The organism is Streptomyces sp. NPDC093221, assembly GCF_044753885.1.
Taxonomy (GTDB): domain Bacteria; phylum Actinomycetota; class Actinomycetes; order Streptomycetales; family Streptomycetaceae; genus Actinacidiphila.
The window spans coordinates 994432-1012246 of sequence record NZ_JBIVOA010000002.1 but is presented as its reverse complement, the minus strand read 5'-3'; the positions used below and the strand labels follow the sequence as shown (position 1 = coordinate 1012246).

Annotated in this window: 15 protein-coding genes and 1 pseudogene; 7 read left to right on the top strand and 9 right to left on the bottom strand. The window is 73.3% G+C overall.

The annotated features are described in order from the left end of the window. Positions 1–14: 14 nt before the first annotated feature. A complete protein-coding gene (gene trpS, locus ACIQCJ_RS10425; RefSeq protein WP_391050482.1) occupies positions 15–1028 on the bottom strand; it encodes a tryptophan--tRNA ligase in 1014 nt (337 codons plus the stop codon). 226 nt (positions 1029–1254) lie between these two features. Here trpS and rocD point away from each other — a divergent pair, with 226 nt between their 5' ends. Beyond that, entirely contained in the window at positions 1255–2439 is a 1185-nt protein-coding gene (gene rocD / locus ACIQCJ_RS10420) for an ornithine--oxo-acid transaminase (protein ID WP_355337199.1), read from the top strand. A gap of 667 nt (positions 2440–3106) precedes the next feature. After that, positions 3107–3991: a hypothetical protein gene (locus ACIQCJ_RS10415; RefSeq protein ID WP_391050573.1), complete on the top strand. Its 885-nt coding sequence runs from the start codon at positions 3107–3109 to the stop codon at positions 3989–3991. A 16-nt stretch (positions 3992–4007) separates the two neighbouring features. Here the strand turns inward: ACIQCJ_RS10415 and ACIQCJ_RS10410 are convergent, their stop codons facing one another. The 3 genes from ACIQCJ_RS10410 to ACIQCJ_RS10400 all read right to left on the bottom strand — a co-directional run bounded on the left by ACIQCJ_RS10410 (position 4008) and on the right by ACIQCJ_RS10400 (position 7705). After that, positions 4008–5327: an SGNH/GDSL hydrolase family protein gene (locus ACIQCJ_RS10410; protein WP_402711161.1), complete on the bottom strand. Its 1320-nt coding sequence runs from the start codon at positions 5325–5327 to the stop codon at positions 4008–4010. 93 nt (positions 5328–5420) lie between these two features. Further along, a complete protein-coding gene (locus ACIQCJ_RS10405; RefSeq protein WP_355336857.1) occupies positions 5421–6176 on the bottom strand; it encodes a decaprenylphospho-beta-D-erythro-pentofuranosid-2-ulose 2-reductase in 756 nt (251 codons plus the stop codon). A 32-nt stretch (positions 6177–6208) separates the two neighbouring features. After that, positions 6209–7705 (bottom strand): FAD-binding protein, encoded by a 1497-nt coding sequence (locus tag ACIQCJ_RS10400; RefSeq protein WP_402711160.1) that lies wholly within the window; start codon positions 7703–7705, stop codon positions 6209–6211. A gap of 224 nt (positions 7706–7929) precedes the next feature. Here ACIQCJ_RS10400 and ACIQCJ_RS10395 point away from each other — a divergent pair, with 224 nt between their 5' ends. The 4 genes and pseudogenes from ACIQCJ_RS10395 to ACIQCJ_RS10380 all read left to right on the top strand — a co-directional run. Beyond that, positions 7930–8475, top strand: coding sequence for a phosphatase PAP2 family protein (locus ACIQCJ_RS10395; RefSeq protein ID WP_391050485.1), 546 nt, complete (start codon positions 7930–7932; stop codon positions 8473–8475). After that, positions 8472–9545 (top strand): decaprenyl-phosphate phosphoribosyltransferase, encoded by a 1074-nt coding sequence (locus tag ACIQCJ_RS10390; RefSeq protein WP_402711159.1) that lies wholly within the window; start codon positions 8472–8474, stop codon positions 9543–9545. Before ACIQCJ_RS10395 ends, ACIQCJ_RS10390 begins: the two co-directional genes overlap by 4 nt. Continuing rightward, complete coding sequence (locus tag ACIQCJ_RS10385) at positions 9542–9982, top strand: GtrA family protein (protein ID WP_355336861.1); 441 nt, start codon at positions 9542–9544, stop codon at positions 9980–9982. Before ACIQCJ_RS10390 ends, ACIQCJ_RS10385 begins: the two co-directional genes overlap by 4 nt. 10 nt (positions 9983–9992) lie before the next feature. Next, a pseudogene (locus tag ACIQCJ_RS10380) lies at positions 9993–10910 on the top strand (YihY/virulence factor BrkB family protein); the annotation flags it as partial. Positions 10911–10980: 70 nt separating this feature from the next. On the opposite strand, the gene ACIQCJ_RS10375 reads toward ACIQCJ_RS10380, so the two are convergent. After that, complete coding sequence (locus tag ACIQCJ_RS10375; RefSeq protein WP_402711158.1) at positions 10981–12399, bottom strand: D-alanyl-D-alanine carboxypeptidase family protein; 1419 nt, start codon at positions 12397–12399, stop codon at positions 10981–10983. Positions 12400–12545: 146 nt separating this feature from the next. Here ACIQCJ_RS10375 and ACIQCJ_RS10370 point away from each other — a divergent pair, with 146 nt between their 5' ends. Beyond that, positions 12546–12884, top strand: a complete 339-nt coding sequence (locus ACIQCJ_RS10370; RefSeq protein ID WP_391050487.1) for an SCO4848 family membrane protein — start codon at positions 12546–12548, stop codon at positions 12882–12884. Here ACIQCJ_RS10370 and ACIQCJ_RS10365 read toward each other — a convergent pair. The 4 genes from ACIQCJ_RS10365 to ACIQCJ_RS10350 form a co-directional block, all read right to left on the bottom strand. Next, positions 12835–13668, bottom strand: coding sequence for a TetR family transcriptional regulator (locus ACIQCJ_RS10365; protein ID WP_402711157.1), 834 nt, complete (start codon positions 13666–13668; stop codon positions 12835–12837). The genes ACIQCJ_RS10370 and ACIQCJ_RS10365 overlap by 50 nt on opposite strands. Positions 13669–13678: 10 nt before the next feature. Beyond that, positions 13679–14323, bottom strand: a complete 645-nt coding sequence (locus tag ACIQCJ_RS10360; protein WP_402711156.1) for a thiol-disulfide oxidoreductase DCC family protein — start codon at positions 14321–14323, stop codon at positions 13679–13681. 1 nt (position 14324) lies between these two features. Then, entirely contained in the window at positions 14325–14744 is a 420-nt protein-coding gene (locus ACIQCJ_RS10355; RefSeq protein ID WP_391050490.1) for a hypothetical protein, read from the bottom strand. 177 nt (positions 14745–14921) lie between these two features. Beyond that, the gene (locus tag ACIQCJ_RS10350; protein ID WP_402711155.1) at positions 14922–17600 is read right to left on the bottom strand and encodes an MMPL family transporter; all 2679 of its coding nucleotides are present in this window, start codon (positions 17598–17600) and stop codon (positions 14922–14924) included. Between the last annotated feature and the right edge of the window lie 215 nt (positions 17601–17815).

The following is a 17815-nucleotide window of genomic DNA, read 5'->3' as shown; positions in this document are numbered from 1 at the left end:
GCCCCGTACCGTACTCAGTGCTTGGCGGGCAGGAAGCCGACCCGGTCGTACGCCCCGGCCAGCGTCTCCGCCGCCACGGCGCGCGCCTTCTCGGCACCCTTCGCCAGCACCGCGTCCAACGTCTCCGGGTCCCCCAGATACTCCTGCGTACGCTCACGGAACGGTGTGACCCACTCCACGAAGATCTCCGCGAGGTCGGTCTTCAGCGCACCGTAGCCCTTGCCCTCGTACCGCTCCTCGAGTTCCGGAATTCCGGTACCGGTGAGCGCGGAGTGAATCGTGAGCAGATTGCTGATGCCCGGCTTGTCTTTTTCGTCATATTTGACGACCGTGCCGGTGTCCGTCACCGCGCTGCGGAACTTCTTCGCCGACGTCTTCGGCTCGTCCAGCAGATTGACCAGGCCCTTCGGCGACGCCGCCGACTTGCTCATCTTGGCCGTCGGGTCCTGGAGGTCGTAGATCTTCGCGACCTCCCGCACGATGTGCGGCGCCGGGATGGTGAAGGTCGGGCCGAAGCGCGTGTTGAACCGCTCCGCCAGGTCGCGGGTCAGCTCGATGTGCTGCCGCTGGTCCTCGCCGACCGGCACCGCGTCCGCCTGGTACAGCAGGATGTCCGCGACCTGGAGGATCGGATACGTGAACAGGCCGACCGTCGAGCGGTCCGCGCCCTGCTTGGCCGACTTGTCCTTGAACTGCGTCATCCGGGACGCCTCGCCGAAGCCGGTCAGGCAGTTCATCACCCAGCCGAGCTGGGCGTGCTCGGGCACATGGCTCTGGATGAACAGCGTGCAGCGGTCCGGGTCGAGCCCGGCGGCCAGGAGCTGGGCGGCGGCCAGCCGCGTGTTCGCCCGCAGCTCGGCCGGGTCCTGCGGCACGGTGATCGCGTGCAGGTCGACCACCATGTAGAAGGCGTCGTGCGTCTCCTGGAGCGCCACGTACTGGCGGATCGCCCCCAGGTAGTTCCCCAGGTGGAACGAACCGGCGGTGGGCTGGATACCGGAAAGCGCGCGCGGGCGATCTGTTGCCATGTCCATCATTCTCTCAGGTGGTGACCCCGCTCCCATACCCCTGGTGGACACCACTGGCCGCCGTCGGTGAGGTTTCGCCGTGATCGCGGCGAGCGACGATAGAAAGGGGCGTCACCCCGCCCCTTCGCCCTGGCCTCCGACGTACAACGAACGGAGAACGCACGTGACCACCACCACCGCAGGTCCTTCCGGCACCGCAGGTACCACCGGCACCACCGGTGAGCGGATCGCCGCCGCCGAGGCGCACAGCGCGCACAATTACCACCCGCTTCCCGTCGTGGTCGCCACGGCCGAAGGCGCGTGGATGACCGACGTCGAGGGCCGCCGCTACCTCGACATGCTCGCGGGCTACTCGGCGCTGAACTTCGGCCACGCCAACCCCCGGCTGATCGCGGCGGCCAAGGCGCAGCTCGACCGGGTCACGCTGACCTCCCGCGCCTTCCACCACGACCGCTTCGCGGACTTCTGTACGCGGCTCGCCGAGCTGTGCGGCATGGAGATGGTGCTGCCGATGAACACCGGCGCCGAAGCGGTGGAGACCGCCGTGAAAACGGCGCGCAAGTGGGGCTACCGGGTCAAGGGCGTACCGGACGGCCGGGCCAGGATCGTCGTCGCGGCCGGCAACTTCCACGGGCGCACCACCACGATCGTCAGCTTCTCCACCGACCCCGAGGCGCGGGCGGACTTCGGCCCGTACACCCCCGGCTTCGTGACCGTCCCCTACGGCGACCTCGCCGCGCTCGAAGCGGCCGTGGACGACGAGACCGTCGCCGTGCTGCTGGAGCCGATCCAGGGCGAGGCGGGCGTCCTCGTGCCGCCGCCGGGCTATCTCGCCGGGGTGCGCCGGGTCACCGCCGAGCGCGGGGCGCTCTTCATCGCCGACGAGATCCAGTCCGGCCTCGGCAGGACCGGCCGCACCTTCGCCTGCGAGCACGAGGACGTCGTCCCCGACATGTACGTCCTCGGCAAGGCGCTCGGCGGCGGCGTCGTGCCCGTCTCGGCCGTGGTCTCCTCCCGCGACGTCCTCGGCGTCTACCGGCCCGGCGAACACGGGTCCACCTTCGGCGGGAACCCGCTGGCCTGCGCCGTCGGGCTCGAAGTCCTCGCCATGCTGCGCACCGGGGAGTACCAGGAGCGCGCCGCCGAACTCGGTGACCACCTGCACCGCGAGCTCGCCCTCCTCACCGGCTCCGGCAAGGTCACCGAGGTGCGCGGGCGCGGGCTGTGGGCCGGGGTCGACATCGATCCCGCCGTGGGGACCGGCCGCGAGATCTCCGAGCGGCTCATGGCGCTCGGGGTTCTCGCCAAGGACACCCACGGCAGCACCATTCGGCTGGCGCCGCCGCTCACCATCTCCAAGGACGACCTCGACTGGGGCCTCACCCAACTCCGCACGGTCCTCTCCGCCTGACCTTCCCCCCTCCCGCCGGCGGGGGCGGTTCCCTCCTCTCCGCACCACCGGCCGGTGGGGGCTGGCCGCTCAGTTCCCCGCGCCCCTGACGGGGCGGGCCGTCTTTCGTCCGGGGGTGGGCCGATCTTTTGGGGGGCGCGGGGAACTGCGCGCTCAGCCACATTGCTGCCGCAGGTCACCACCGGTCCCAGAGGGGCGATTCGGTTGGCTTCGGACCACCGGCCCGGTGGGGGCTGGCCGCGCAGTTCCCCGCGCCCCTGGCGGGCTGGGCCGTCTTTCGGTCGGGGGGGTGGGCCGATCTTTTGAGGGGCGCGGGGAACTGCGCGCTCAGCCACATTGCTGCCGCAGGTCACCACCGGGCCCGGAGGGGCGATTCGGTGGGCTCCGGGCTACCGGCCCGGTGGCGGCTGGCCGCGCAGTTCCTCGCGCCCCTGGCGGGGCGGGTCGTCCTTCGTCCGGGGGGTGGGCCGGTTTTTTTAGGGGCGCGGGGAACTGCGCGACGCGCCACGACGTGTGTGCGGGGCACCACCGGGCCCGGAGGGGCGATTCGGTGGGCTTCCGGCCACCGGCCGGTGGGAAGGGACGGCTCGCCGTCCGCGGCGGAGGAAGCGCTCGGGGCGGGGCCCGGGGTGCTGGACGCCCTAGAGTCAGTGGCGTGCTTCTGGGAATGGTGTGTGCGCTGGGCGCGGCCGTGTGTTTCGGGGTGGCGTCGGTGCTGCAAGCAGTGGCGGCGCGGGCGGCGGCGGAGCCGGGCGGAGGCTCGGGCTCCGCGGTCGACGCGCGGCTGCTGGGCAGGGCCCTGCGCGAGTGGCGCTACGTGGCGGGCCTGGGCCTCGACGGCGTGGGCTTCGCGCTGGAACTGGTCGCGCTGAGGTCGCTGCCGATCTACGCGGTGGGCGCGGCCCTGGCGGCGAGCCTGGCCGTCACGGCGGTCGCCGCGGCGCGGCTGCTGGACACGCGGCTGTCGCCGCGCGAGTGGGGCGCGGTCGCGGCGGTGTGCGGCGGCCTGGCGCTGCTGGGCATGGCCTCGGGCAGCGAGGGGGCCGGCGCGGACCACGGCGGCACGGCGCTGCGCTGGGGCACGCTGGCCACGGCCCTCGCCGTCCTCGCGGCGGGCACGGCGGCCGGCCGCCTCCCCGAACGCTCCCGCGCGGCGGCGCTGGGCCTCGGCGCGGGCCTCGGCTTCGGCGTGGTCGAGGTCGCCGTCCGCGTCATCGACGGCATGACCCCGGTGGCGCTGCTCACCAACCCGGCCGTGTACGGCCTCCTCGTCGGCGGCGGAGCCGCCTTCCTGCTGCTGACCTCCGCCCTCCAGCGCGGCTCGGTGACGGCCGCCACCGCGGGCATGGTCATCGGCGAGACCGTCGGCCCCGCGCTCGTCGGCGTCCTGGCCCTCGGCGACCGCACCCGCCACGGCTGGGCCCCGGTCGCGGTCGCGGGCTTCGCGCTCGCGGTCGTCGGCGCCCTGGCCCTGGCCCGCTTCGGCGAGGTCGCCCCGCCGCGGGAGGACGCGGAGAACACGACGGACGAGGCGACCCCCAGCCGCCTGTGAGCGGGGGTACGGCCGCTCAGCCCGCCGCGCGCGGAGTCAGCGGAGCCGTCAGCGTACGGAGATCGATCGCGTTCGCCATCGCGCGGTAACCGGCGTCGTTGGGATGCAGGTGGTCGCCGCTGTCGTAGGCGGGGGACAGGCGGTGCGGCCGGGCGGGGTCGCGCAGCGCGGCGGACAGGTCGAAGACGGCGTCGAAGGCGTGGCCGCCGAGCATCCAGCGGTTGACGGTCTCGCGGGTCCGCTCACCGGCGGGGGTGTAGGGGCGGGAGCCCTGGAAGGGCGGCAGGGTCGCGCCGTAGATCCGTACGCCCGCCGCGTGCGCCTGGCGGATGAGGGTGCGGTAGGCGTCGATGAGGTCGGCCGCGGCGAGGTGCCCGTGCGGGCCGCGGTCGACGCTGATGTCGTTGATGCCCTCCAGCAGGACCACGGCCGTGACGCCGGGCTGGCCGAGCGCGTCGTGGGCGAAGCGGTGCAGGGCGCTGGTGCCGAAGCGGGTGCCGGTGTCGGTGAGCACCCGGTTGCCGCTCAGGCCCGCGTCCACGACGCCGAGGAGCGGGCCGCCCGGCCGGTCGCGCAGCCGCCGGGCGAGGACGTCGGGCCAGCGGGCGTTGGCCGACGTGCTGGAACCCGCGCCGTCCGTGAGGGAGTCGCCGAAGGCGACCAGGGTGCCGCGGGCGGTGGCGGACTCGACGTCGAGACCGCTGAGGTAGTACCAGACCCCGTTCGAGACGGGGTAGTGCGCGGTGGCGTCGGCGGCGGCGAAGTCGCCGGGCACCGAGTAGTACGTGGTCTCGGCGGCCAGCCAGTGCCGCCCCGACGCGCCCGCGTCACCGGGGAAGTAGACGCTGACCAGCAGATTCTCGTCCGCGTTGACGGTCATCGCGAGGGGGTCGGTCGCCGCGTCCCGCCCCGCCGGGACCGTCGTGGCGCCCGCCCCGGAGAACGTCGCGGTGTGATGCGTGCCGGGTACGGCGTCCCCGCCGTGCGCCTGTACGGCCACGTCCACGGCCCCGACCGGCAGCGGCCCGGTCCCGTACCGGTTCGACAGCCGCACGCGTACGCCCGTCCCGCCGATCGTCGGGTGCACGACCATGCGGACCGTGCGGCGGTGGACCCGCTGGCCGCCGCCCGCCAGCGCCGCCGTCCACGCGCCGACCCGGGTGAGCACGGGCCTGGACGGGGCCGCGCTCTGCACGGCCGACCTGGCGCCGGTCCCGGACAGCCCCGCGACGACGAAGACGGAGCTGACGACGACCGCGAAGGCCACGACCGGCGGGGTCAGCCACCGCAGCCGCCGGCCCCGAAGTCCTCTCCCGTCAGCGGGAGTCGCCCCCATGGCCCCCTCCTCCGGAACGCGGTGTCACCGTCTGTGGAGCGTACGACACGGCCGCCCGCCGCTGACGGCGCGCGCGGCGGAGCCGGTGCCGGGTCAGACCGGCAGGCGGCGGAAGAGCGGCCTCGGGACGTGCCGCAGGGCCGACATGACGACGCGCAGGGTGCCGGGCACCCAGACCGTTTCGCTGCGGCGGCGCAGCCCGGTCTCGATGGCGACCGCGACGGCCTCGGGGGTGGTGGCCAGCGGGGCCTCCTCGCGCCCCGCGGTCATCTTGGTGCGGACGAAGCCGGGGCGGACGATCATGACGTGCACGCCGGCCCCGTGCAGGGCGTCGCCGAGGCCCTGGGCGAAGGCGTCGAGCCCGGCCTTGCTGCTGCCGTAGATGAAGTTGGCGCGGCGGGCGCGCTCGCCGGCCACGGAGGACAGCACGACCAGCGAGCCGTGGCCCTGCGACTGGAGGGCGCCCGCGCAGACCAGGGAGGCGGAGACGGCGCCGGTGTAGTTGACCTGGGCGACGTGGACGGCCGAGAGCGGTTCCTGCTCGTCGCGGGCCTGGTCGCCGAGGACGCCGAAGGCGAGCAGCACCATGTCGATGTCGCCCTCGGTGAAGAGCTTGCCGAGGACCTCCTCGTGCGAGGCGGGGTCGAGGGCGTCGAAGCCGACCGCGTGGACGTCGGCGCCGAGCGCGCGCAACTGCGTCGCGGCGGCGTCCAGCGCCTCGGAGGGGCGGCCCGCGAGATAGACGGTACGGGTGCGGCGGGCGATGAGGCGGCGGGCGGTGGCCAGCGCGATCTCGGAGGTGCCGCCGAGGATCAGCAGGGACTGGGGGGCGCCGAACGCGTCCTTCACGGGAAGCTCCTTCGAGGCTGTGGCGGCGGGCCCTAGAGGGCCAGGCGGCGGGCGAGGTCGGACGTGATCACGCCGCGCGGGTCGTACGTGGCGCGCAGGGTGCGGAAGTCGTCGAGGCGCGGGTACATCCGGGCCAGGAGTTCGGGCCGCAGCCGCGCGTCCTTGGCGAGGTAGACCCGGCCGCCCGCCTCCGCGACCTCCTCGTCCAGCTCGTCGAGGAACGCGCCGAGGCCGGGGAGCGCGGCGGGGATGTCGAGGGCGAGGGTCCAGCCCGCCATCGGGAAGGAGAGCCAGCCGGGGTCGCCCTCGCCGAAGCGCTTGAGCACGGCGAGGAAGGACGGGCAGCCGCGGGCGCCGATCCGTCCGACGATGCGCCGCAGCGCCTCCTCCTGGCCGTGGCCGACGACGAACTGGTACTGGACGAAGCCGCTGCGGCCGTAGATCCGGTTCCAGTGCGGCAGCCCGTCCAGCGGGTGGAAGAAGGCGGACAGGCGCTGGAGTTCGCCGCGCCGCTCGCGCGGGGCCCTGCGGTACCAGAACTCGTTGAACAGGCCGACGCTGGTGCGGCCGAGCAGGCCCTCGGGGACGAAGCGTGGTGCGGCGGGCAGCCGTCCGGGGCGGAAGGCGAGCGGGTCGCGGCGCGCGCGGGACGTGGCGGGCAGCGCGTCGAGCGGGGCGTGGTCGCCGCGGGTGAGGACGGCGCGGCCGGTCTTCGCGCCGCGCGCGAGCAGGTCGATCCAGGCCACCGAGTAGCGGTACGTGTCGTCGGTCGCGGTCAGCCGCGCCATCAGGTCGTCCAGGTCGGTGGCGCGTTCGGTGTCCACGGTCATCAACGACGTCTGGACCAGCAGGAGCTGGAGGGTCGCGGCCAGGATGACGCCGGTCAGGCCCATGCCGCCGGCCGTCGCCCAGAACAGGCCCGGCTCGTCCTCGGGCGTGACCAGCCGGGTCTCGCCGTCACCGGTGAGCAGTTCGATGGCGCGCACATGGCGGGAGAAGGACCCGGAGCCGTGGTGGTTCTTGCCGTGGATGTCCGCGCCGATCGCGCCGCCGACCGTCACATAGCGGGTGCCGGGCGTGACGGGCACGAACCAGCCGAGCGGCAGCAGCACCTCCATCAGGCGGTGCAGCGAGACGCCCGCGTCGCACACGACCAGGCCGTTGACGGCGTCGATCTCGTGGACGCGGTCGAGTCCGGTCATGTCCAGGACGGCGCCGCCCGCGTTCTGCGCCGCGTCCCCGTAGGCCCGGCCCAGGCCCCGCGCGATGGCGCCGCGGCCGTCGCTGCCGGTGACCGCCGCGACGGCCGCCTCGTACGTCAGGGGGCGCAGGACGCGGGCGGTGGTGGGGGCGGTGCGGCCCCAGCCGGTGACCGGGCCGACGCGGCTGGGGAGGTCGGCGGGGCCGGAGCCGCGATCGAGGGGGGCGGCGGTGGGGTCGGTCGAGGCGTCGGTGGGGTCGGCCGAGGCGTCGGCGGCGGTGCGGCCCTCGCCGGTGACGGGGACGGTCGTCGCGGAGGGTACAGGCATGTCCGTGACCGTAGCGCTCTGAGTGGTGCGAAAGATCACGAATAGTGCGTTATGCGGCTTTTCTCACTGAAAAGGGTGAGTGGTGGTGCGTGAGGAGCCGTCGCGCACGGTAAGCACTCGGGGTCCAAGTGTGATGACCCGACAATTCGCCCAGGTGGGGCGGCCGGTCGCCCAGCTGTGGCGGCCCCGGGTCACGAGCCGTCGCTGCGAGGGAGTACCGACCAGTGCGCTACCCCGACTCCGCCGCGGAACGCGCGGACCACCACCTGCTGGCCGCGCTGCGCCGCCGCGGCACCGACCCCCGCGTCGCGGGTGCGGCCCGCGCGCTGTCCTGGGCGGGCGAGCACGGCGCGGTCTGGCTGGCCGCCGGTCTCGCCGGCGCCTGCGCCGACCCCGGCCGCCGCGGCGCCTGGCTGCGCGCCACCACACTGGTCGGCGCGGCCCACGCGGCGAGCATGGGCGTCAAACGGGTCGTCCGCCGCCCGCGCCCGGTGCTGCCGGACGCCGAACCGCTGGTCCGCACCGCCGGACAGCACAGCTTCCCCAGCTCGCACGCCACCTCGGCCGCCGCGGCCGTCGTCGCCTTCGGGGCACTGATGCCCCGTACGCCGTTCGCCGCGCCGCTCCCGCCGCTCGCCGCCGCCATGTGCGTGTCCCGGATGGTCGTCGGCGTCCACTACCCGAGCGACGTGGCCTGCGGCGCGCTGCTCGGCGCCGTCACCGCCCGGCTCGGCCGGAACTGGGCCCTGCGCGGAGGGCGGCCGTCATGACGGAACGCACCGCCGCGCTCATCGACGACGTACCGGCGACCGCCGTCCCCTCGGCCGGACGCTTCCCGCCCCCGGTCTCCGTACGGGGACTGCCCGCCGGTCTGGTGCGGACCGCCCGGCCCCGGCAGTGGGTCAAGAACGTCCTCGTGCTGGCCGCGCCACTGGCCGCCGGACGCCTGCTGTCCGCGCACGCCGTACTCCAGCTCGCCGTCGTCTTCGTGCTCTTCACCGGCTGCTCCGCCGCCGTCTATCTGATCAACGACGCCCGCGACGCCGACGCCGACCGCGCCCACCCCGTCAAGTGCCGCCGCCCGGTGGCCTGCGGACAGGTCCCGGTGCCGGTCGCGTACGCCACGGGCGGCGCCCTCGCGGTCCTCGCGCCCGCGGCGGCCGGGGTGCTCTGCAACCCGGACACGGCCGGGCTGCTCGCCGGATACGTGGTCATGCAGCTCGCCTACTGTGTGTGGCTCAAGCACATGCTGGTCGTCGACCTCGTCATCGTCACCACCGGCTTCCTGATGCGCGCCATGGCGGGCGGCCTCGCCCTCGGCATCGACCTGTCCCGCTGGTTCCTGATCACCTCGGGCTTCGGCGCGCTGTTCATGGTCGCCGCCAAGCGCTACTCCGAACTCGTCCTGATGTCGCGGCTCGCCGAACGGGCCACGGCGGCGGCCCCCGCGGCCCCGACGGTCGGACCCCAGCCGGACGCCACCGCCCCGGCGGCCCCCGCGCCGCCCGAGGACTCGGAGGGCTCCGAGGTCGGCGCCTCCCGCGCCCTCCTCGGCGCGTACACCACCGGCTACCTGCGCTTCGTCTGGCAGCTCGCCGCGGGCGGCGCCGTACTCGCCTACTGCCTGTGGTCGATGGAGACCGGCGCCTCGCCCAACGGCTGGCTCCCCTGGCGGCAGCTCTCGATGATCCCCTTCATCCTCTCCGTCCTGCGCTACGCCGTCTTCGCCGACGCGGGCTCCGCGGGCGCCCCCGAGGACGTCGTCCTGCGCGACCGCGCCCTGGTCGTCATCGCCCTGGCCTGGGTCGTCCTCTACGTCCTGGCGGCGGTCAACCGGTGAGGGCGCGCTCCCCTCGGGGCCTCAGCTCGGAAGTCCTCGGCTTCGCCCTCGCGGGCGGCGCCGCGTACGCCGCCGACCTCGGGCTGTTCGTCTGGCTGCGCGGCCCCGGCGGGTTCGGGCCGATCGGGGCGAAGGCGCTGTCGTTCCTCGCCGGGTGCACGGTGGCGTATCTCGGGAACGCGCTGGGGACCTATCGGGGCCGGACCCCCGCGGTCGGCAGGGCGCGGCAGTACGGGGTCTTCTTCGCGGTGAACGTGGCGGGCGCGCTCGTGCAGTTGGGCTGTCTGGGCGTATCGCACTACGTGCTCGGGCTGGCCAGTGCGCGCGCCGATGTCGTGTCGGGCGCGGGGATCGGCATGGCTCTCGCGACCGCGCTGCGCTTCTGGGGAACCCGCACCTTCGTGTTCCGCGGGACTGCGCGGGCCGGGGGAGGGTAGGCCCCCCGTTATGGACTGGTTGACAAGGTTGCCCTGGATCGGCCCGCGCATCGCCGCGGCGATGCGGACACACGGCTGGCGCGCCTTCGCGCACCTCCAGACCGTCCACTGGACGCGGCTGGCCGCCGCGATGACCTTCACCAGCTTCCTCTCGCTCTTCCCGCTGCTCGCGGTCGTCGCGGCGATCGGCGCCGCGCTGCTGTCGCAGCATCAGCTCGACACCCTCCAGCACAAGATCTCCGACCAGATCCCCGGCATCGCCGACCAGCTCGACATCAACGGCCTGGTCGCCAACGCCGGGACCATCGGCGGGATCGCCGGTGCCGCGCTGCTCTTCACCGGTATCGGCTGGGTCGGCTCGCTGCGCGACTGCCTGCGCGCCGTCTGGGACAAGGACGACGAGGAGCGCAACCCCGTCGTCGCCAAACTGGTCGACGGCGGCATCCTGCTCGGCCTCGGCGCGGCGGCCCTGCTCTCGCTCGCCGCCTCCGGCTTCGCGACCGCGGCCGTCGACTGGACCGTCCACAAGGCCGGGCTCGCCGACCACGGCCCCGGCCGCGCGCTGCTGACCGTCCTCGGCTTCTGCATCGCCGTCCTGGCCGACTTCCTGATCCTGACCTACCTGCTGACGCTGCTGCCGGGCGTCGAACCGTCGCGCCGCGCCGTGGTCCAGGCGGCGTTCATCGGCGCGGTCGGCTTCGAACTGCTGAAGGTGCTGCTCAGCGGCTACCTCCAGGGCGTCGCGGGCAAGAACGTGTACGGCGCCTTCGGTACGCCGGTCGCCCTGCTGCTCTGGATCAACTTCATGGCGAAGCTACTGCTGTACTGCGCCGCGTGGACGGCGACGCCCAGGCACGCGCCGCCGCCCGAGAAGGACGGCGAGGACGGCGGGGACGGTGGAGGCGGCGACGCCGCCGGGGAACCGGGGGAAGGCGTCGAGACCGTGGAGGTCGTCGAGGTGATCGAGGTCCACGGGGCCACGCGGGCCCCGGAGCCCGTCAGCCCTTCCGGCGCCGGGAGCGGCGGTCGGGACCGGACGCCGGACCGGACGCCCGATCGGGATCGGGATCAGGGCCAGGATCAGGGCCAGGGTCAGCACCGGGACGCGGAGCGGGATCAGGACGCGGGGCAGGATGAGGACCACCGCCGGCCGGGGACGGCAGCGGGCGGAGCTTCCGTACCACGATGAACGCCACGGCCAGGACGAGCAGGGAACCGGCGGCGACCCCCAGCGCCGTCCACAGGCCGTCGTGGGAGGAACCGGCCGTGGCGGAGGCGGTGGCCGGTCCCTTGTCGCCCTCGGGCGCCTTCGTCGTGGCGGTCGGCGGCGGCAGTTGGCTCAGCGGCGGGACCAGTGTGCCGACCGGCTTGACCGTAGGGGCGGCCTTGAAGCCCCAGTCCAGCAGCGAGGCGGCCTCGCGGTAGACCAGGTCGTGCTCGGCCTTCGGCGTCATGACGGTGACCAGCAGCGTTCGGCCGTCGCGCTGCGCGACCCCGGTGAAGGTGGCGCCCGCGTTGGTGGTGTTGCCGTTCTTGACGCCCGCGATGCCGGGGTAGGGGGACAGGCCGTAGTCGCCGCTGAGCAGCCGGTTGGTGTTCTGGATGCCGAACGACTCGCGCTTCTTGGTGGTCTTGCCGGTCTTCTTGTTCTTGTCGACCTTCCACTCGCCGGGGAACTGCGCGCTCACCGTCGAGCAGTACTCGCGGAAGTCGGCGTTCTGGAGCCCCGAGCGGGCGAAGAGCGTGAGGTCGTACGCGCTGCTGACCTGCCCGCGCTCGTCGTAGCCGTCGGGCGTGACCACATGCGTGTCGGCCGCCTGCAACTCCTTGGCCCGCGCGTTCATGTCCGCGACGGTCCTGGCGACGCCGCCGTTCATGGCGGACAGCACGTGCACCGCGTCGTTGCCCGAGCGCAGGAAGACACCGAGCCACAGGTCGTGGACGGTGTAGGTCAGATTCTCCTTGATGCCGACGAGGCTGCTGCCCTCGCCCATGCCCTGGAGGTCGCTCGGCAGCACCTTGCGCACGGTGTTCTTCGGGAACTTCGGCAGCACCGTGTCGGCGAACAGCATCTTCAGGGTGCTGGCCGGGGGGAGCCGCCAGTGCGCGTTGTGCGCGGCGTAGATCTCGCCGGTCTTGGCGTCCGCCACGATCCAGGACTTCGCCGTCAGCTTCGCGGGCAGCGCGGGCGCGCCCTGTCCCGGGTCCACCTGCGTGCCCGGCACGCCCAGCCGGTCGCCGCCCACCGTGGACATGTGCTCGGGCGGTCTCGGCGCGGGCTTGGTGCCGGCGGCCGGAGCCGCGCTCGCGGCCCCCGTCAGGACGGTGCCGCCGAGCAGCGCGGCGACGGCGGACACGGCGAGAACGGCCAGGGCGGAACGGTGCGGCGCGGTGCGGCGCGCGGCGGTCGTAGGCATGGGCACCCGAGGAAACGTACATGTCCTTTCCCGGCCGCCGCGCCCCCGGGTGCGGGCCGTCCGCCGTGACGATCCGCACGTCCCGCGCGGGGAACCGGCCACCCCCGTCGGCCCTCCTACCGGGGGGCCCGCACATACTGGGACGCATGAAGCTCAGTCGGCGCGTGTCCTGGTTCCTGGTCGCTTTCGGTGTGTGGTCGTGGATCGTCTGGGTCACCTTTGTCAAGAATTTGTGGAAGGACACCAGCGGTCTGGCCTTCCACGACGGCGACCACGGATCGCCCACCGCCTACTTCTGGATCCACCTCACTCTCGCGATCGTCTCCTTCCTCCTCGGCACCGCCATCGCGGCCCTCGGCGCGCGGAGCCTGCGGGCGCTGCGCCGCGAGGCGGCGCAGGCCGGTCCGGCCGACCCGGCGGAAGCGACCGCCCCGACTAGCCCGGCTGCCCCGGCTGATCGGGAGTCGGCCGACTCGACGGTGTGACCGCGGTGCGGCCGATCGTCGGGAGGATGAAGTCCTGGATGAGGGACTTGGCGTCGCGGACGACGGGGCGGAAGACCCGGTAGCGGGACAGGCCGATGACGCGGGCCGCCACGGGGGTGGAGCGGTGCACGAACTCGCGGGTCCGCGCGGTGTCGGGGGTGCGGTCGAAGACCCAGTAGAGGACGACGACCATGAGGTGCAGCCAGAGCAGTTCGGGGAGCAGCTCGGCGAGTTCGGAGTCGAGCTTGGGGGCGAGGTCGGAGCCGGACAGCACGTCGCGGAAGAGTTCGACGGCGGTGGCGCGGGCCGGGTGCGACTCGTTCGAGAACGGGCTGAGCGAGCTGTCCGGGTCGGCGGCCGTGCGGAAGAACTGGGCGGCGAATTCGTGGTACGCGGCCGCGGTGTCCAGCCAGGACGCGAGCGTGATCTCCAGGCGCTCCGCGAAGTCGGTCACCCCGCGCATGCGCACCCGGGCGTCGGCCGCGTGGTCGTGCGTCATCCGGTCGTAGAACCCCTGGATCAGGAATTCCTTGGACTGGAAGTAGTAGTAGGCGTTCCCGACCGAGACGCCCGCCTCCTGGGCGATGGCGCGCATCGTGGTCTTGTCGTAGCCGCGCTCGCGGAACAGCCGCATCGCGGTCTCCAGGATCACCGCGCGGGTCTGCTCGCTCTTGCCGGTCTTGGGCCGGGCCCGGCCGCCGGGCAGTTCCTCGCCCAGGCCGGGGCCCGGCTCCGCCGCCGGACCCGTGGCCGCGGGCTCCGGCTGGTCTGTCACGTGCTCCACCCGGGTGAGCCTATCCGTCGCCCGCACAGCCGTCGGCGCTGTCCGCGCCCCGGCCGCGCCGCGGGTCGGCCGGCGGTGCGGACGGCGGTGCCGACGGGGAGCCCGGGTCGCTCTGCGTCCAGCCGGTCGCCTTGTCGTAGATCCAGCCGGGTACGGACCTGACCGGCGCGGGGCCGGGCGCGCCCGCCGCGTTGCGCCCGGGGAACCAGGTCGGGGCCGCGGCCGAACGCTGCTTGCTCTCGCGGTACTTGGCCGCGGTCAGCACCGCCGCGCGGGCGAGCCTGCGGCCCGCGGGGGTGGCCAGGGTGTGCGAGAAGGCGCGGTGGTCGGCGAGCGCCCACAGGCACACCACCCAGGCGGAGTCGCCCCGGTAGAGCTGGCCCGCGTCGCCGACGACGGTGATCTCGCGCCCGGTCGCCGCGTGGTCGAGGCCGGGGAAGCGGTGCATGGCCTCGGGGGAGCCGACCGGCACCATGTCGAGTCTGACGAGCTGCCGCTGCCGGACGAGCCAGTCCCGTACGAAGGCGCACAGCCGGCAGGCGGGGTCGTACAGCACGGTGAGCCGCCGTACGGGCGGGCGGGGCGTCCGCGCCACGGGCCGCGCCGTCGGCCGGTCGGGCCGCGCGGTCACCGCGCTCTGCGTGAGGCGCGTCATGTCACACCCCGGCCGGGGTCGGGCCGTTCGGCTTCGTCCAGCCGTCGCTGTCCACCGGCGGGTACTGCTCGCGCTCCATCAGCCCGCGCCGCCGGATCTTGTTGAGCACGTAGACGTTGCCGAGGTGCATCACGCCGAGCACCAGCAGCACGACGCCGAGCTTGACCGACAGCGCCTCGAACAGGCCGCGCGCGTTGTCGACGGCGTCGGCCGACTTCAGGTAGAGGGCGACGAAGCCGAGGTTCACCAGATAGAAGCCGACCACCAGGAGGTGGTTGACGGCGTCGGCGAGCTTCTCGTCGCCGTGCAGCACGTCGGCGAGGAAGATCCGGCCGTTGCTGCTGAGGGTACGGGCCACCCAGACGGTCAGGCCGATGCTGACGGCCAGATAGATCACATACGCGAGGACGGTCAGGTCCATAGCGGGTCCACCCCTTGTTTGAACGTGTTCAAACCTGCTGACGCGACGACTCTAGACCCGGTTTTGAACATGTTCAAGGCCGGTGCTCCGGGCATACGGAAGGGCCCGGCTCCGAAGGTTTCGGAACCGGGCCCTGACAACGGGCGCCGCCGGGGGAGCGGCGGCGCCCGGCCGCGGTCAGTCCTGCGAATAACTCAGCTCCAGATCGACGTCACCGTCCCCCTCGCCGCCGTCGTCCGGGACCCGGACGGTGGCGGGGAACGGCGGATAGCCCATGGTCAGCAGCGTGTACCGGCCGGGGTAGAGATTGCCGAAGGCGTACGAGCCGTCCTTGCCGGTCCGCGTCTCCGCCACCTCGTGGCCGTCCGCGTCGTGCAGCACGACCCGCGCGTCCTCGACCGGCTGACCGTCCGCGCGCCGCACCGTACCGGTCAGCGCACCCGTCCCCGTGAGGCGCAGATCACACTCCACCGGGCGGTCGGAGGCCAGCACGCTCGCCGTCTGCGGGTGGTGTCCCGGCGCGTTGGCGACCAGGACGTACGAGCCCGCGCGCGGCGTCGGCAACAGGAAGGCGCCCTCGTCGTCCGCCGCCGCGCGGCCCACCTGGCGGCCGTCCGCCGCGATCAGCGTCAGCTCCGAGCGCGGCACCGGCAGCCCGGCGGCGCCCGTGACCCGGCCGCGTACGGCGGGCCCGGAGACGATGTCGGTACCGGCCCCGGCGGCCATCAGCGTGCCCGTCGGCGCGCCTGCCGCGGGGTCGTCGTCCTCGGCCGGCTCCACCGCCAGGTGCGGCAGCCGCTTGTTCAGCCACGCGGGCAGCCACCAGTTGGAGGTGCCGAACATGTGCATCAGCGACGGCACCAGCACCGTCCGCAGGATGAACGCGTCCAGCGCGACCGCGCCCGCCAGGCCGATGCCGAACATCGCCAGCACCCGCTCGCCGCTGAGCACGAAGGCGCCGAAGACGCAGATCATGATGACCGCCGCCGAGTTGATCACCCGGCTGGTCTCGGCGAGCCCGACCCGTACCGCCCGCGCGTTGTCCTTGGTGTGCACCCACTCCTCGTGCATCCGGCTGACCAGGAAGACCTGGTAGTCCATCGACAGGCCGAAGAGCAGCGAGAGCATGATGACCGGCAGGAAGGCGTCGATCGGCCCCTCGCGCCCGGCCAGCGAACCGCCCCAGCCCCACTGGAAGCAGGCCACCAGCACCCCGAAGGAGGCCGCCGCCGCGATCAGGTTCATCGCGGCGGCCGTCAGCGGCACCACCAGGCTGCGGAAGGCGACCAGCAGGAGCAGGAAGCCCAGCACGATGATCACGCCGATGAACAGCGGCAGCTTGTTGAACAGGACCGTCGCGAAGTCCTCGAAGATCGCCGTCTGGCCGCCGACGTACGCCCGCATCGTGCTGCCCCGCTCGGCGGCCGGGACGACGTCGTCGCGCAGGTGGTCGATCAGGTCGGAGGTCGCCTTGTCCTGCGGCGAGGTGGTCGGCACCGCCTGGATGAACGCCACCTTGTCGCCCGGCTTCATCGGCAGGGCGGCGGCGTACGCGATGCCGTCGGTGTCCTTCAACGTCGTGACCAGGCCGTTCAGCGCGGTCCTGTCCGCGCCGGTCGGCACCTCGGCGAGGATCGTCAACGGCCCGTTGAAACCGGGGCCGAAGCCGTCCGCGAGCATGTCGTACGCCTTGCGGGTGGTGGTCGTCGTCGGGTTGTTGCCCTGGTCGGAGGAGCCCAGGCGCAGGCCGAGCGCCGGGATCGCCAAGGTGGCCATCACGGCCACCGCCGCCACCGCGAGCACCCGCGGGTGCCGCTGGAGGAACGACGACCAGCGCGCCGCCGCGCCCGTCGCGACCTCCGGCTGCGGTCCCTCGGCCGCCAGCGCGCGGCGCTGCCCGCGGCTGAGCACCCGCATGCCCAGCAGGCCGAGCAGCGCGGGCAGCAGCGTCATCGCGGCGGCGACCGTGATGACGACGGTCAGCGCCGCCGCGACGGCCACACCGTCGAGGAAGGTCAGCCGCAGCGTGAACATGCCCAGCAGCGCGATGCAGACCGTGCCGCCCGCGAACAGCACGGCGCGGCCCGAGGTGTTGAGCGCGGTGACCGCCGCGTCCTCGGGGCTCTTCCCGCGCAGGATTCCCTTGCGGTGCCTGGTCACGATGAACAGCGCGTAGTCGATGCCGACGCCCAGACCCACCAGCGTCGCGAGCTGCGGCGAGAAGTCCGCCACGTCCATGCCGTGGCTGAGGATGATGATCGCCGACGACGAGATGCCGATGCCGAACAGCGCCGTCACGATCGGCAGCAGCATCCCGAACAGCGAGCCCAGCGCCAGGAACAGCACCACGGCCGCCGCCGCGATGCCGACGCCCTCGGCGAGGCCCGGCAGCGGCTGCTCCGCCTGCGCGGGCTTGTTGCCGCCGACCTCGACCCTCAGGCCCTTGGCCGCCGCGTGGTGCGCGGTGTCGATCAGCTTCTGCGCCTGGTCGTCGGAGAGGTCACCGCCGAGCTTGGTGTACGTCACCGTCGCGTACGCCGTACGGCCGTCCTTGCTGATCTGCGCCGCGCCCGCCGGGTCGTACGGGCTGACGACCTGCCCGACGTCCTTCTGCCGGGCGATGTCCGCCAGCGCCGGGTCGAGCCGCGCCCGTACCGAAGCGTCGCGCACCGTACCGGAGTCGACGTGCCACACCACCGTGTCGGCCTCGCCGGACCGCTCGGGCACCACCTGGTCCATCAGGTCCAGGACCTTGGTGGACTCGGTGCCCTTGAGCGAGAACGCGTTGGAGTAGCCGCTGCCGAGCGCGTTGCCCACCGCGCCGACGCACAGCAGCGCCGCCAGCCAGAACGACATCACCAGCCATTTGTGCCGAAAACACCATCGAGCCACAACGGCCACGACCACATCCCCCATCAACGAGCGTTCCACGACCGACGAGTTGACCAACGGGACCCGCGCACTGACCGACGGACCCGTGGACTGACCAACGAGCCTCTTCAGCCTCCGTGGCTGTCGCGCCGACCGCCAAGCCGATCCCGCTTCTCTCAAGGAACTCCAAAGTTCCGGCC